Consider the following 14,629-nt stretch of genomic DNA (forward strand, 5'->3'; position numbering starts at 1 on the left):
GGTCTCGGCCGCCAGCAACCTTCCTGCTGAGCTGCAAAACAAAATCCGCAGTCACATTAATCGCATGAAATTGGATGGTTTAACGTCGGACGCCATCATCCAACAAACCGTTAAATTAACCGCAGCCATGGGAGCAACAGCATGAGGGAAATCATCGTAGACAATTTTGCGGGCGGTGGCGGCGCATCGACGGGCATTGAAATGGCAACCGGTCGCAGCGTGGATATTGCGATTAATCACGACCCAAACGCCATAGCGATGCACATGACCAACCATCCATCAACCTTGCATTACTGCGAATCAGTTTTTGATATCGATCCGGTTGCGGCGACTGGTGGACAACCCGTTGGTGCAGCGTGGTTCAGTCCTGATTGCCGTCATTTCAGCAAGGCCAAGGGCAGTAAGCCGGTGAAAAAAGAAATACGAGGTTTGGCCTGGATCGTCTTGCGCTGGGCGCTTCGGGTACGGCCTCGCGTGGTGATGCTCGAAAATGTTGAAGAATTTAAAACCTGGGGGCCACTGGTGACTGGTCCTGATGGTTTCGAATATCCCGATTCTGCCCGGGCCGGCGAAACGTTCTCGGCATTCGTGGCGATGCTGACAATTGGCATTGCCGCCGATCATCCGGCCCTTGACGAATGTTGCGAGGTTTTGGGTATCTCATCGGATAGCGATGACCGGCGCAGGCTGGCTGCGGGGTTAGGTTATAAGGTCGATTATCGAGAACTCCGCGCCTGCGATTACGGCGCGCCGACCATCCGTAAACGGTTTTTCATGATCATGCGTTGCGATGCGCAGCCAATTGTCTGGCCCGAACCGACTCACGGAGATCCGAAATCACTGGAGGTTCAGAGCGGAAAACTTAAACCCTGGCGCACCGCGGCGGAGTGTATTGACTGGTCTATTCCATGCCCGAGTATTTTCGAGCGCAAGCGGCCACTGGCCGAGAACACACTGAAGCGCATTGCCCGCGGCATCCAACGTTTTGTCATCGATAACCCGACGCCGTTTATCGTTCAGTGCAATCACTCTGGTGGCGATTTTCGCGGTCAGCCATTAGATGAACCGCTACAGACTGTAACCGGTCGCCATGGTTATGCCGTGGTTGCTCCCCATATCACTAAATTCCGCACTGGCGCCACCGGGCAGGAATGCGACGAGCCGCTATCAACTATCACCGCCGGCAGCTCAGAACGCCCTGGCGGGAATGGGCACGCCCTGGGCATGGTTGAGGCTAAATTGTCGCCTTTCATTGCCGGCGCCGGCGGTCCGAAATATTCAGCGAAGCCGCGCCCAGTAGATCATCCGATGCATACGCTGTGCAACACAAATCACGCATGCGTAATTTCGCCGATTATTGCCCGCATCGGCCAGACTGGCTTTGGTGGTGACCGCATGTCTTATGAGACAGTGAAACCGCTGACAACCGTCACCAGCAAGGCAGAACACCTGCTGGTAACACCCACGTTAATTCAGATGGGTTATGGCGAGCGAGTCGGCCAGGCACCGCGCTGTTTGGATGTGGAAAAGCCCCTCGGGACTGTTACTGCTGGCGGCAATAAATTCGCTATTGTCGCACCGATAATTTCGCGCCAGTTCGGCAACAGCATAGGCCATGGCGTCGATGAGCCAAACGGTACGATCACGGCCGGCGGTGGCGGTAAAAGCCAGCTTGTTGAAGCTTTTCTGGTAAAACACTTCGGTGGCAATTACACGGGCCCGGGCGCCAGCCTAAGCGAACCAGCCCACACAGTGACGACAGTCGATCATCATGCCCTGGTATCCGCGCAGTTGGTGGGTTGCGGTGGCCGGGCAGGGCAAAGCCGTCCGCGCGACGCCAGCGAGCCGTTGCAAACGGTGACAGCGAAAGCGGATTCTGCGCTGGTTACCTCCCATCTGATTAAACTGCGCGGGACCTGCAAAGACGGCCAGCCAGTCACACAACCAATACCGACCATCACCGCCGGTGGGATGCATATCGGCGAGGTGAGGGCGTTTCTGCTGAAGTATTACGGTAATGAAAAAGAGGGGCTGGATATTACCGCTCCACTTCATACGGTAACCAACCGGGACCGCTTTGGTCTGGTCACGGTCGAAGGAGTTGATTATCAGATTGTCGATATCGGCATGCGGATGTTGCAACCGCATGAGCTATACGCCGCTCAGGGCTTCCCGTCATGGTACATCATCGATCAGGATTACAAAGGCACCAAATACGCCAAGGATAAGCAGGTTGCACGCTGCGGCAACGCAGTTCCGCCGCCGTTCGCCGAGGCGTTGGTCCGGGCTAATCTCCCAGAGCTTTGCCAGGCGAAGGCCGAGGAGGCAGCGTGATTAACGATTATGAAATTGCCCTTTTCAATGCCAGGGTACTGCGCCTTCAGATGTTCATGGAGGGCGCCAGGGCAGCGAACCAGTACCAGGCACAATACGGCTCTGTCTTCTATCAAGAAGACCATTTTATGGGGCTGATCTGCGAACTGGAAGAACTCACCTCTGCGTTTGAGGCTAAGCAGGTGAGTGCATCATGATAATCGACACCAAGCTACCGGCGGGAATGACCCTGCTGCCATGCCCGTTTTGCGGCGGCACCGCTCAGATCGAGCCGGACGGCGACGGTTGTTTTATCGCTTGTCTGAATAAGGATTGTCTGGTGGTTCCAATAACACTCTATTTCAGGACAAAGCACGATGCCATCCGGGCGTGGAATCGTCGCAGTGTCGCGGACCCGTTAGACCCCATAATCCCGGTCGGCGGAAAGCTAAGAATAGTTAATGGAACGACGATATGACCGGACCGCCTTCGATTTCGTAAATGCATAATTTCGATCAGAAAAAAGTGATTTCTGTCGCCAAAGAGGTTAAGGAATGGGTAATTTTTTCGTTGCAATTGCAACGAATTGGCGATAATAATTACTGTATATTTATACAGTTAATCGGTGATTATTGTGCCTCTTATGGATGATTTACCAGAATCTGGATATGCCGTAGTGCGCTGCGTCGATAAAACCGTTGTGGCGACTTTCGCTGATTTTCCTGATTGCGAAAGGTCAGTAATGTACCGTCATGGGACCGGAACCTCTTTTCTGCCGCTGCGCCAGGATGAGGTAATCGGCACCCCATCGCTCTTCACGAAAATGCTTGAAAAAGCCGGTTACAAAGTCACTTAAATTTCTGATACTATTAAATCAAGGCCCTGAACAAGCCTGACCTGCTGCGCCACTGGAGAACACCATGGCGCAGTCACAAAAAAGCATTGACTCACAGCGACTGACGTTTAACGACGCTAGCAATTTTTTGCATTCTGCGGTTACCCCTGGCGGTGACGCATGAATGCAACCTTCTATCTGCGCGACGATAATATTCGCCGCAACCTCATCGAATATATCAAAGCGCTGCCGGCGGATGCGAAATTCCCCCTGGTGGTGAAATTCTCTGATCCCGATCGCACCCTGCCACAAAACAACCTCTTTCACGTCCTCTGCGGTGACCTCGAAAAGCAGCAAATCCCATTCGCCAGCCGGGCATGGCCGTTAACGTCATGGAAAGCGTTGCTGGTGTCAGGTCACGCCGTGGTCACCGGCAAACCCGGCGAGGTCATTACCGGCATCGAGGGCGAGCTCGTCCCAATTCGCGAGAGCACCGCGAAGATGGGCATTCGGCGCATGAACAGCCTGATTGAATACTCCCAGGCGTTCGCGGTTGGAAAGGGCGTCAAGCTGCGCGAGGTGCGCTACACGGACGACTATTTCGGGCGGATGGCATGAAAAAACCTACTCGTCGGAAATGCGCCTGGTGCCGAGGATGGTTCCATCCGGTGCGCGAGGGGCAGATTGTCTGCACTTATACCTGTGCGGCAGAATATGGCCGGGCACAAACCGAAAAAGCCAAGGCGAAAGCCGCGCAGCTTGCAAAGCAGCGTCAGCGCGACCAGCAGAAAGAAGAGCGCGCCGCCTGGCGGGAACGAAAGGACAAATTAACGACAAAATCGGAATGGATGAAGAGGGCACAAGACGAATTCAACGGGTATATCCGTGAGCGCGATTTTGACCGCCCCTGCATCAGCTGCGGTGACATCAATCCGCCGGATCTGCATGGCGGGAAATGGGATTGCGGGCATTTCCTCTCTGTTGGTTCGCATCCAGAGCTGCGCTTCGAAGAAAAAAACGCCTTTAGGCAATGCAAAAGGTGCAATGGCGGCGCCGGGCATTACACACGCAAAAACCACACCGTCAGCCAGCGATACCGGGAAAATCTCGTTGCTGAATTCGGCCAGGATTATGTCGAATGGCTCGAGGGCCCGCATGAGCCAAAGCGCTACCGCATTGAAGATTATCAACGGATCCGTGACGAGTATAAGGCGAAACGTAAGGCACTCATAGAGAGCCGGGAGGAGGCAGCATGAAGCTCGAATCATTACCGAAATTTTTTTCACCAAAATGTCTGCTTTTGGGTGATAGCTCACCAGCCACTGCAACCGAATCTCTATCTATCACAGATGTGATGGCATCCCTTGGAATGGTTGGGCACCGGGCGCAACCAGGGATTGAATTGTTTTTGTCCAAGGAGGGCATCAGCAAACCGGATGGCGCCCTGGAATACCTCTACCAATACGCGCTTTCCCAGGCCCACCGGTACCGGGCAGTTGAAAAGCTGCAGGATGACATTAAGCGCCCGACGCTGAGATTGTTGGCAGTTTATGCCTATCAGGATTACGCCCGCAGCGCCGCTAGCGTCCGGACATGTGAATGCTGCGGCGGGGAGGGCTTTCTCGAAGATCGTCAGTTTGTCATGAACAAGCTTGCCGCAACGCGCGAGACGGTTTCCATGTTTGAGCGCGGGGATTTGCCCGCCAGCATTGAGCAGATGCCGGGCCGTGAAATGCTGGCAAAGCTCAACTATTACGATATCACCCGCCTGGTATGCCCGACCTGCAACGGTAAAAAAGTGGTCAGCAATTCGTGCCGGTGCAACGGCCGGGGCGAGGTGGTGGACAAAGAGAAAACAGCGGAGCAGGGCGGCATTCCTGTTTATAAGACCTGCAGCAAATGCCAGGGCCGTGGGTATTCCCGCATTCCCGCTGAAACAGTTCGCCGCGCGCTCGCCGGCATCGGCCTGGACATACCGCAACAAACCTGGTCGCGCACATTAAAGCCATTCTATGAGGACCTGATAACGCAGTGCCATAAGGAGGAGAGTGACGCCGGCGCCGCGCTCGAAAACATAACCCGTTAAAACTTATTGCAGCTTTGGGTGAAATGGACTAACGTAACGCCAACGATGGGATTTTAAAGCCCGTTGAACAGCAAAGAACATCGAAACCTCGGCAAATGCCGGGGTTTTTGCGTTTAAGGGCTTCACTTCGGTGTGGCCCTTTTCTATTTCAGTCCGTAGCGCAGTTGGTAGCGTAGGAGCCTTGGATGCTTCGGGTCGCAGGTTCGAATCCTGCCGGGCTGACCATATTCAGTTCCATGTCAAATCTGACGATCACCCTCCCCAATCAAAATGCGCCTTACGACTTGGAACTGAACTCCTTTCAGCCCGCCGAGGATTTCCCTTACCTACAAAGGTCGGCGCGGCTGCTTTTACACACGCACCGGAGATTACCCGGACAAAAATAAACCGGTGGGAATATGGCCGTCGATTGGACATCAATAGCAGTCGGTTTTGGGAGTGCCGTCGCCACTGGAGCGGCTGGGTTATTGGCGTTTGGTCGGCAGCTCAGTTCCAACAAGGCGTTAAGCGCTAATGATAAACAACAAGTGAATATGCTCGAGTGGCAGGAAAAGGTGCGCGAGAGCATGCAGACCGAGATTAACGCCCTCAAAGTCGATATCGAAGAAAGGGAGCAGACGATCCGGGAATATTGGAAAACTATCACCGAAACCCAGGCGCGCCTGCAGATAATCGAAAGCTCTCAAGATTATCTGAAGAAACAGAACGAAGCCCTTTCAAAACAAGTCGCCACCCTCACCGAGTCCAATCAGCATCTGGCAGCTGAAGTTACCAAGTTGCGCTCAGCATTGGAGATTTCCCGATGATCCATTTCACGTTCAAGAACACTGAAATCAGTATCACCTGGCGTATGTGGCTAATTGTCGCGGCGACCGCCATGGGGATTTATCTCGGGGGTTTCCAGTCAGGTTACAGCACCGCCCAGGCGAAATTTTCTCTACGCGCTGATGCAAGGGACAAGACAACCGGTGAAATAAAAGCATCGATAGCGCAACTCCCCGCAAAGACCGCTGAAAAAACGGCGGCAGCCCTGAAGGACGAAAAATGACATCCGATCAATTTGAGAAGGCGGCTAATATCAGCGCCGGGTTAACTGCGCGCTGGTTCCAGCCGCTCACCGACGCAATGGTGGAATTTGGTATTGATACTGCCCTGCGCCAGGCCGCGTTTATTGCGCAGATCGGTACGGAGTCGGAAGGGTTCAGCCAGTTGTCCGAGTCGTTCAATTATTCGGTCGCTGGACTGGCGATATTCGGGAACCGGCTCACCGACGCACAGCGCGCCACCCTTGGCCGGCAGCCCGGCGAAAAAACAGTACCGGTCGAGCGCCAGCAGCAGATTGCCAACATCGTTTATGGCGGACGTTACGGTAATACGCATGACGGTGATGGCTGGCTATACCGCGGGCGCGGGCTGAAGCAAGTCACGTTCTATGACAACTATTTTGAATGCGCGGCCGCGCTGGACGTTGATGTCGTCGGGGATCCGGATTTGCTGCTGCAGGACGTTAACGCCGCCCGCTCTGCCGGCTGGTTCTGGCAGGCAAACAAATGCAACGGATATGCTGACATAAGCGACATGTTAGGGCTGACGCGGCGGATTAACGGTGGCCTGAATGGTTTACCGGACCGCCAGGCTCGGTATCAAATCGCGAGGAAGGCGCTCCTTTAATGCCAATGCTCGACATATTCAACAGCTCCGGCGACGAACGGCCATCACTCAGCAAATGGATGAAGGGCCTTGGCTTCATCACGGTGACTGCTGTAATCGGCTGGGAAGCGTACAAAGGAACACTGACCGACACCATGCTCGTTGCCTATTTTGCCGCGGTCATCGCAAACGACCAGATAGGCAAACGACAAAGCATTCATCACGATCTGGAAAAGAAGCGGATCGACACGGTCAGTGATGCAATGACACCACAAACTCCGGGCGGACTCCATGGCGGCAATATTTCTCACCCTTAAAACATATTGGCGGCTGTGGGCCTTCCTAGCGCTGATGGCCGTGGCATTCGCGGGCGGCTGGTACATAGAGGGCCTGCGCAAAGACCAGGACATCGCGACCATTCAAAAGGCATCCGACGTCTACAAAAAAGCCGTGGACGATGCCGCAACCGCTCAATTAGCCCAGGCCCTCGCCAAGCAGCAATCGGCTGAACAGGCCGCAGCAGATATTGACACTAAATACCATCAGGACTTAGCTAATGCCAAAACTCAGAATGATGCTCTGCGCGCTGATATTGCCGCTGGCAAGCGTAAGCTGCAGCTCCACGCCACCTGCAAAACCACAGGTAATAGCAAGTCAGTGTCCGATCCCGCCGGGACCGTCGGCGGAACTGATGCAGCCACCGCCAGATTGGATGACGCCGCTCAACGGGATTATTTCACCCTCATCGACAGACTCGGCGCTCTTACCAGTCAAGTAAGCGGACTGCAATCCTATATCCGGAATGTTTGCCTTCAGAGCGCAACGAAATGAATAAATTCTTAGCCGGGCTGAAACGCCTATTCAACGATTCGAAGGATAAAACCGTGACTCAATTAATTCTTGCTGTTCTGCGCAACGGCCAGCCTGCCGATGGCACCGCTGCCAATTCTGTTCAAGTTAATGTCGCCGGCAGCGGCGGTACGCCGGTAGCTGGGGTAGCTGTCAATTTTGGCGTGAATGCCGGTACCGTTACGCCGGCGTCCGCTCAGACTGATACGAACGGTCAAGTTACCGTCAACGTGACCAATACTGCCGCGGGGCCGGTGACGTTCACCGCGACCCTGGGGGATGGCACCGCGTCGCAATCGGTCAATTTGGAGTTTGTGGCCCTGGCGGCGGCGCCGAAACCGGTGGTAGAGGTTGGCAATACCACTATCGTCGGGACCCTTGACGCCGCCGCTATCGCCGGTACAAAGGCGCCCGCCGCCCCGGCGTTATCTCCTCTCGAAAAAGCGCGCGCTGATTTCGAGGCTTTCGCTGCTTTCGTTGAGCATGGCGTTTCTGTGCTGGGCGCTGACGCGGAAGCGGATCTCGTTGCGCTGAAAGGCAAATATCTGTAATCACTCCATGGTGTCTGCTCATGGGCGCTGGCTAAAAATCTATAAGGGGAAACTCATGGCTGTACGTGCAAAGTTCCGTTGTTACGCTGCTGACCCCAATACGCAGCTCGTTACATTGACGGCGGTGATGGGGGAAGGTAACGAATCGTGGTCAAAATGGACGCCCAGCGGTCAGATTTCAATGACCATCAGCAACCCGCCGGCATTAGAACAATTTGAAGTAGGCAAAGATTACTTCGTTGATTTCACGCCTGCCGCATAAAGCGTAGTCACTGCAAGAGCCCATTACCTTTTCCTGATGGGCTCTGATAATGATTGCAATAGGCAATAAATTGAGTGCTTACATTCCTTTACATTCGTGATAGATTTAACATCTTCTGAATGGGTGTAAGGGCGCCAGACTTCTGCAGGGTCTATTGAGGGCTTTCTTCCGCGGTACACGCCCCGCGCTTTAGCCGCGGCAATCCCTTCCATCTGGCGTTCACGTCGCAGATTGGTTTCAAATTCAGCAAAAACGCCCAGCATATCGAGGAAGGCTTTGCCTGCTGCTGAACGCGTGTCCACTGGCTGTTCTGTTGCCCTGAGTGTTACGCCCTGCTGATTCAGGGCGTACACGATATCCTGCAGGTCCTTAATGCTGCGGGCCAGGCGATCCACGCGGGTCACCATCAGCGTATCACCGGGGCGCAGGAACTCCAGCAACAGCTGCAACTCGCTCCTTCCGGTCCGGCTGCTTCCGCTGGCTTTTTCTGCACGAATGATTTCACAACCGGCAGCGCGGAGAGTTTGTGTCTGAAGGGTAAGATCCTGGTCGCTGGTTGAAACGCGGGCATAGCCGTAAAGTGCCATAAAATGAAGACTGTCTCGTTTGACTCTAGATGATGAAAACGTAACACCGGGATGAGACAAAAACAACCCAAATGAGACAGAAAAACTGTCTCACCGGACTGCCTGCTTTGGGTCTACCCTAACTGGACGACCATCGCTTACCACAGGAGAAAATTTCAGTTTCATCTGGCGTAAGCCAACAACAATTGATAGCGGGTCGGAGGGGCTTCAATTACAGGCAGTTACGGTTAATCATTTTTTGCTGTACCAGGGTATGAAAAGTCTCAGGGTCCCCCCCCAGAATACGCCATCAACAAGTCCCGTCACACCGCCAAACAACATACAAAAACTTGCGGATGACCGTAATCCCGGCTGCAGATAAATGGCTGAGGTAAGTATAAACTTCATGCAAAAAGTAATCACAATCAGCCCCAGGGTCAGCGGCGTCCCGGCCCTGATAATCATGCCCGGATTATCTGAATTTCTCAGCGGTGGCTGTGAGCGCCACAACCTGTATCCAAGAGCGGTACCTGCGAGCAGTCCAACTACCATCATTGTAAGGCTTGCGCCAGCAAGTGCTGTCTCAGTGATAACACCATATGCTCCCCAGACAAGAAAAATCACCGGAAGAAAAAACAACCGCCCGGTTGTCATCTCCCGGTCATAAAGAGCAGCAAAGCCACGTCGCAGTAAAAAAGCCAGCAGGATCCATACCCAGACGGGGGTATCTCTTAAAAAGAGTGCAATATCCATAAGTTGTCCCAGTTACGAAAGTTAATCTTTTTCAGTACAGGTGAATCGGCATACCATTACTTTTCGGTGGTTTTGTTATCCGATTTTTTATTTCCTGACCGAAGAATTTTCTGCAACCTGCGTTGTTGCCATAAGGCGATTTTCCCTCGCATGATAAACACGCGTATTCCCCTGAATATGACAAGTCCTCCCCATATGACAGCTACCACAACGGACCAGTAACTTTCCGGAGTTAACAGATAGTTAATTATCATTAATGCTATGCATACCAGAACAGCAGTAACCAGAATCCGATAAAACCGGGTTTCCTGCGCTACCTGAATTTTGGCTTCGCTGATGCGTTCATCAAGAGCCTGGCTGGCAACGTAAGTCTCTTCCGAGAGATCAGAAACATTTACACCAAAGGCTGAAGCAATCGCACTGAGTGTTTCCAGACTCGGTTTCTGGCCTTTTTCAGTTCGCTGCACGGTCCTTACAGAAAGAGAGGCCACTTCAGCCAGCTGTTCCTGCGACCATGCCTTTGTAAGACGATATGTTTTCACCTTTTCAGCGACAGTCATCATTGTTCCCGTTCTCTGCAATGCCTGTGATAATACTTACACATCAGCCCGGCACCGTATACGACACCACCATGACAGCAAGGCGACACGCCAGTGACATAAGGTCGGAACCCGGCATATAACGGGCCTGGTTAAGGACCAGAAGATACATTTATACCAGACGCTGGCAATGGAAGCAGGATACCAAACACATGGGAAACCGATAATCGCCACACTGTCAGAGTCGGTGCTTTCTCGTTAGATAGACCCAGCCCGCACAGTCGAACTACGCGACAGAATGCTGGCGGTTAGTTTGCCAATATGACGATGTTGATTTGCAGTTATTGTGAGCCCGGTGGAATGGATTGCGAGCCGGGCCGGATAAATGCGAGCCCATTATCATTTAATGTGAGCCGGGGGTGTTTTTCATTTGCAGTTAATGTGAGTCGAAATATGCGCTGATTGCGAGTCCGACTGTTTTCGATTGCGAGCCGTTACATGTAATTGAGGGGCTTATCTGGTTTTCCCATCACCTCAGCTTTGCGTGGAGTTAACTGTGGCTAAAAAGAAAAAGCATCCAGAGATGCGAACGCCACTATTTAACTGCGCTCGCATCGTGTTACTACGCGACCGAGAACAGGCGACGAAATACATCAAAAAGCTGACGGGCGAAGAGTTCGATTTCAGCGGTTATGACGGGTTTGAGCTGGAACGTGGAGTAAAAGACCGCAGAACAATCATGCTGGGCGTCTTCAACGCTTCACCGGCCACCCTGGCGCATGAAGCCAGTCACGTAGCATTTGAGATATGCAGCATCGTCGGCTTACCAACTCCCAATGACCATACGAACGAAACGTTTTGCTATCTCGTTCAGCGCATCATGGAAAAATTCCTGCCGATGATTAAGGCCAAGTGCGGCAGGTAAGCGACTTTAGGTTGGGGCGCTGGGAAGCCAGCAAAGCCGAAAAATGTGCGCACGAACAAAAAATGGCAGATTGAAAAGCAAATTTATGATGTTAGCCAATGAATACCATCGCTAAAGCGATATCTTATGAGGATTCTTTATCATTAACTTCATGGGATGGGTAGGATGAAAATAGTTGGAATTAGTAAGGCTAGATCCATTTTTGGTCAGGGTGCTGGCAATAAAGCGCTACAACTTTCAGAATTTCCTAGTGGTGATTGGGTTCGAGCATTGAATAGCGTACACGCATCAACGCACTCGACCGCTAAGAGAAGTTTTCATGTTTCTAATAATTTTATTTTAGTCGCCTGCCCTGACGATGAAATACAATTACAGATAGAAATATTTAATGAGCTTTGCATTAGAGCAGACGAAAAGTTAGAAATACAAATAGCTGAAGAAAAAGAGAGAAAAAAGCAGCAAATTGAGGAAATAGAAAGAAAGGATAAGTTAGCCGATGAAATCATAAAAAACCTCAAATTTTAATAGCATCTTTTTTCGGCAAAAGATCATGACCGCCTCTGGGCGGTTTTTTTTATGGAGCAATTATGGCTAATGATACGCATAGCCTGGACCGGCCATTCCCCCCGGTTGAATTTATTGAAGAGTTCGTCCCGTATACCCGCTTGATGCCGGCCAACGAAGTTAACGAGTGGATCAACGCGCAAATTATCAGAGAAGGCGGTGATCTGCATAACCCTGACCATATCCATCTGCAGGATGCAGACCTGTGTTTTCTGTGGGCGTCATCTGCTTTTGCAAAGCAGGGCAGAACAGTCCTGGGCCAAGCTGAACAAGTGGCGATGCGTGCTGGCGGTTGGCAGAAGGCCAGGATGGTACAGCAGATGCACGAATGGTTCGGGCGCGTGCCGACGTTCATTATCACACTCGCTGCAGATTACTGCTCGCAATGTAGTGATCTCGAATTCTGCGCTCTGGTCGAGCATGAGCTTTATCATATTGCCCAGGCGCTGGATGAATTCGGTTCGCCAAAATTCAACAAAGAAGGCGCGCCGGTATTGCGATTGCGAGGTCATGATGTCGAGGAATTTGTGGGAGTGGTTCGCCGGTACGGTACAAGCAGAGAGGTGCAAGAATTGGTGGATGCAGCAAATCTGCCGGCGGAAGTAGGGCATATCGACATTGCCAGGGCGTGCGGAACTTGCCTGCTGAAACTGGCGTGAATTATGGACTGGATTGGACGGATGGTGAATCATGGCGGCTTTAAAATCGGAAGTGAAAGCCTTCATCATTCAGTCGCTTGCGTGCTTTGATACACCGTCAGCGGTTGCGGAGTCGGTCCAAAAAGAGTTTGGGATAAAAATTACCCGGCAACAGGTCGAATCCCACGACCCGACGAAGGTAAGCGGCAAAGGCTTGGCGAAAAGATGGGTGGACATGTTCAACGCTACCCGGGAACGATTTCAGAATGAAATTTCCGATATCCCGATCGCGAATAAAGCCTATCGGTTGCGCGTTCTCAACCGCATGGCCGTTCGTACCGAGAGCGTGAAAAATTACGCCATGACCGCTCAACTCATGGAGCAGGCCGCGAAAGAGCTGGGCGATGTCTATACGAACAAGCAAAAGGTTGAACAGTCTGGCGCTGTGACGCACAACATTATGCCGGTACCGAGCTGTACCAGCGCAGAAGAATGGGAGGCGGCCGCTCAGCAACAGCAAAGCGAGGTTCTAGGCAAATGAGTTATAACGTTGTCTGGAAGCCCTTGCCCGGTTCGCAGTCGCTGTCGCTGAGTTGCCCCTGTGATGAAATTCTATTTGAGGGAACGCGCGGGCCCGGCAAGACAGCAGCGCAGCTTGCGCGCTTCCGGCGCATTGTCGGGCTTGGATATGGCACGTTTTGGCGCGGCGTTATCTTCGATACCGAATACAAAAACCTTGCAGACATCATCACCCAGTCGAAGCGCATGTATCGCCTGTTTCAGGACGGCGCTCGCTTCCTAGCGTCTGCATCAGAATTGCGCTGGATATGGCCAACCGGCGAAGAGCTGCTATTCCGGTTCGGCAAGGAAGAGTCCGACTACTGGGATTACCACGGGCAGGAATTCCCGTTCATTGGTTTCAATGAGCTGACAAAACAGCCAAATTCCGATTTCTACGAATCGATGTTTTCCTGTCGGCGGTCATCATTCCGGCCAGAAAACTATCCGCACAAAGACGGTTCGCTGCTGCCCAATATCCCGCTGGAAACGTTCAGCACAACGAACCCGTTTGGTATCGGCCATACGTGGGTAAAAAAGCGTTTCATCGACCCGGCGCCGCGCGGAACGATAGTGCGCCAGACGCAGATGGTCCCAAACCCGCAGACGCGCCAGGAAGAGCCGATCACCCTGACGCGCGTCGCTATCCACGGCTCGTTTAAAGAAAATCCCTACCTCGATCCTGTTTATATCGCCGGCCTGATGAACATCAAAGACCCGAATAAACGCAAGGCATGGGTCGAGGGTTCATGGGACGTAACCAGCGGTGGACGGTTTGACCATCTTTGGGACGCAGCAATACACGTTATCAAGCCGTTTCACATTCCTGATTCGTGGACGGTCGATCGCTCACATGACTGGGGCGAATCGAAGCCATTTGCGAACTTGTGGTGGGCGCAGACGGACGGGACCGAAGCTACGTTGCCGGATGGAAAGAAATTCTGCCCGCCGGCCGGCTCACTGATCCTCATTGGTGAATGGTACGGCTGTCCGCCTGACGAACTAAATAAAGGCCTGAATATGTCGTCAACCAATGTCGCCAAGGGCGTGAAATGGGTCGATGCGCGGCTGGCCGGCCAGGACCTGCCGGAACCGGAAGAAACGCGCGGAAAAGGGCAAATGCATATTGTCCCCGGTATCTGCAAAAAGGTAATTCCCGGCCCCGCGGACGGCGCAATTTATAACACTGGCGACGAAGAGTTATCCATCGCGCAGAAAATGGAAAACCAGGGCGTGAAATGGGTTGAAGCGAATAAAAAGCCCGGCTCTCGAATCAATGGCGCGTCCCTTTTCGCTGACATGCTCGAGGCGGTGGTGGAAGGCAAGAAAACCGAATCAGGTATGCCGGAAAAACCGGCGTTCTATGTATTCGACTGCTGCCGTGGCTGGATCAGCCGCATTCCCGTCCTGGTTCGCGACGATAAGAATTCTGATGATGTCGATACCACTCAGGAAGATCACGACTGGGACGGTACTCGATATCGCGTATTGCACAATCCAATCAAGCCGCAAGGCACCGTTCACAAACTACGGATGTAAT

General features: G+C 52.7%; 20 protein-coding genes, 1 tRNA gene and 2 pseudogenes. 20 read left to right on the plus strand and 3 right to left on the minus strand.

What is annotated here, in order from left to right; genetic code table 11:
• Positions 1–141 precede the first annotated feature (141 nt).
• The 14 genes from HB631_RS24705 to HB631_RS24775 all read left to right on the plus strand — a co-directional run bounded on the left by HB631_RS24705 (position 142) and on the right by HB631_RS24775 (position 8,546).
• Entirely contained in the window at positions 142–2,334 is a 2,193-nt protein-coding gene (locus HB631_RS24705; RefSeq protein ID WP_213993837.1) for a DNA cytosine methyltransferase, read from the plus strand.
• Positions 2,331–2,531, plus strand: coding sequence for a hypothetical protein (locus tag HB631_RS24710; protein ID WP_213993838.1), 201 nt, complete (start codon positions 2,331–2,333; stop codon positions 2,529–2,531). Before HB631_RS24705 ends, HB631_RS24710 begins: the two co-directional genes overlap by 4 nt.
• 425 nt (positions 2,532–2,956) lie before the next feature.
• Entirely contained in the window at positions 2,957–3,169 is a 213-nt protein-coding gene (locus HB631_RS24720; RefSeq protein WP_213993840.1) for a hypothetical protein, read from the plus strand.
• 159 nt (positions 3,170–3,328) lie between these two features.
• The gene (locus HB631_RS24725) at positions 3,329–3,766 is read left to right on the plus strand and encodes a recombination protein NinB (RefSeq protein WP_213993841.1); all 438 of its coding nucleotides are present in this window, start codon (positions 3,329–3,331) and stop codon (positions 3,764–3,766) included.
• On the plus strand, positions 3,763–4,404 hold the full coding sequence (locus HB631_RS24730; RefSeq protein ID WP_213993842.1) for a recombination protein NinG: 642 nt from the start codon (positions 3,763–3,765) through the stop codon (positions 4,402–4,404). Before HB631_RS24725 ends, HB631_RS24730 begins: the two co-directional genes overlap by 4 nt.
• Entirely contained in the window at positions 4,401–5,234 is an 834-nt protein-coding gene (locus HB631_RS24735) for an antitermination protein (protein ID WP_213993843.1), read from the plus strand. The genes HB631_RS24730 and HB631_RS24735 overlap by 4 nt, the downstream gene beginning before the upstream one ends.
• A gap of 149 nt (positions 5,235–5,383) precedes the next feature.
• Positions 5,384–5,459 (plus strand) — tRNA-Pro (locus HB631_RS24740).
• 173 nt (positions 5,460–5,632) lie between these two features.
• Positions 5,633–6,040: a hypothetical protein gene (locus HB631_RS24745; RefSeq protein WP_213993844.1), complete on the plus strand. Its 408-nt coding sequence runs from the start codon at positions 5,633–5,635 to the stop codon at positions 6,038–6,040.
• The gene (locus HB631_RS24750) at positions 6,037–6,282 is read left to right on the plus strand and encodes a hypothetical protein (RefSeq protein WP_213993845.1); all 246 of its coding nucleotides are present in this window, start codon (positions 6,037–6,039) and stop codon (positions 6,280–6,282) included. The genes HB631_RS24745 and HB631_RS24750 overlap by 4 nt, the downstream gene beginning before the upstream one ends.
• The gene (locus tag HB631_RS24755; protein WP_213993846.1) at positions 6,279–6,905 is read left to right on the plus strand and encodes a glycoside hydrolase family 19 protein; all 627 of its coding nucleotides are present in this window, start codon (positions 6,279–6,281) and stop codon (positions 6,903–6,905) included. The genes HB631_RS24750 and HB631_RS24755 overlap by 4 nt, the downstream gene beginning before the upstream one ends.
• Positions 6,905–7,201 (plus strand): hypothetical protein, encoded by a 297-nt coding sequence (locus tag HB631_RS24760; protein ID WP_213993847.1) that lies wholly within the window; start codon positions 6,905–6,907, stop codon positions 7,199–7,201. The genes HB631_RS24755 and HB631_RS24760 overlap by 1 nt, the downstream gene beginning before the upstream one ends.
• Positions 7,176–7,715: a lysis protein gene (locus tag HB631_RS24765; protein ID WP_213993848.1), complete on the plus strand. Its 540-nt coding sequence runs from the start codon at positions 7,176–7,178 to the stop codon at positions 7,713–7,715. Before HB631_RS24760 ends, HB631_RS24765 begins: the two co-directional genes overlap by 26 nt.
• 53 nt (positions 7,716–7,768) lie before the next feature.
• Positions 7,769–8,284, plus strand: a complete 516-nt coding sequence (locus HB631_RS24770; protein ID WP_213993849.1) for an Ig-like domain-containing protein — start codon at positions 7,769–7,771, stop codon at positions 8,282–8,284.
• A 55-nt stretch (positions 8,285–8,339) separates the two neighbouring features.
• The gene (locus tag HB631_RS24775) at positions 8,340–8,546 is read left to right on the plus strand and encodes a hypothetical protein (RefSeq protein WP_213993850.1); all 207 of its coding nucleotides are present in this window, start codon (positions 8,340–8,342) and stop codon (positions 8,544–8,546) included.
• A 122-nt stretch (positions 8,547–8,668) separates the two neighbouring features.
• Here the strand turns inward: HB631_RS24775 and HB631_RS24780 are convergent.
• The 3 genes and pseudogenes from HB631_RS24780 to HB631_RS24790 all read right to left on the minus strand — a co-directional run.
• Positions 8,669–9,133 (minus strand): annotated as a pseudogene (locus HB631_RS24780) (recombinase family protein); the annotation flags it as partial.
• A 231-nt stretch (positions 9,134–9,364) separates the two neighbouring features.
• Positions 9,365–9,865, minus strand: coding sequence for a DUF6622 family protein (locus tag HB631_RS24785; RefSeq protein WP_213993851.1), 501 nt, complete (start codon positions 9,863–9,865; stop codon positions 9,365–9,367).
• Between the two features lie 56 nt (positions 9,866–9,921).
• Entirely contained in the window at positions 9,922–10,428 is a 507-nt protein-coding gene (locus HB631_RS24790) for a helix-turn-helix domain-containing protein (protein ID WP_314727966.1), read from the minus strand.
• Positions 10,429–10,567: 139 nt separating this feature from the next.
• Between HB631_RS24790 and HB631_RS27185 the strand changes: the two are divergent.
• The 6 genes and pseudogenes from HB631_RS27185 to HB631_RS24815 all read left to right on the plus strand — a co-directional run.
• A pseudogene (locus HB631_RS27185) lies at positions 10,568–10,729 on the plus strand (AAA family ATPase); the annotation flags it as partial.
• Between the two features lie 231 nt (positions 10,730–10,960).
• Positions 10,961–11,329, plus strand: a complete 369-nt coding sequence (locus HB631_RS24795) for a hypothetical protein (protein WP_213993852.1) — start codon at positions 10,961–10,963, stop codon at positions 11,327–11,329.
• A gap of 165 nt (positions 11,330–11,494) precedes the next feature.
• Positions 11,495–11,854 carry a hypothetical protein gene (locus HB631_RS24800; protein WP_213993853.1) on the plus strand — a complete coding sequence of 120 codons (360 nt, stop codon included), beginning with the start codon at positions 11,495–11,497 and terminating at the stop codon, positions 11,852–11,854.
• 62 nt (positions 11,855–11,916) lie between these two features.
• A complete protein-coding gene (locus HB631_RS24805) occupies positions 11,917–12,552 on the plus strand; it encodes a putative metallopeptidase (protein ID WP_213993854.1) in 636 nt (211 codons plus the stop codon).
• Between the two features lie 31 nt (positions 12,553–12,583).
• Positions 12,584–13,072: a DUF2280 domain-containing protein gene (locus HB631_RS24810; protein ID WP_213993855.1), complete on the plus strand. Its 489-nt coding sequence runs from the start codon at positions 12,584–12,586 to the stop codon at positions 13,070–13,072.
• Positions 13,069–14,628 (plus strand): terminase, encoded by a 1,560-nt coding sequence (locus tag HB631_RS24815; protein WP_213993856.1) that lies wholly within the window; start codon positions 13,069–13,071, stop codon positions 14,626–14,628. Before HB631_RS24810 ends, HB631_RS24815 begins: the two co-directional genes overlap by 4 nt.
• The last annotated feature ends 1 nt before the right edge of the window (position 14,629 follow it).

Origin of the sequence: Sodalis sp. dw_96 (assembly GCF_018449575.1) — a bacterium.
Lineage (GTDB): Bacteria > Pseudomonadota > Gammaproteobacteria > Enterobacterales > Enterobacteriaceae > Acerihabitans.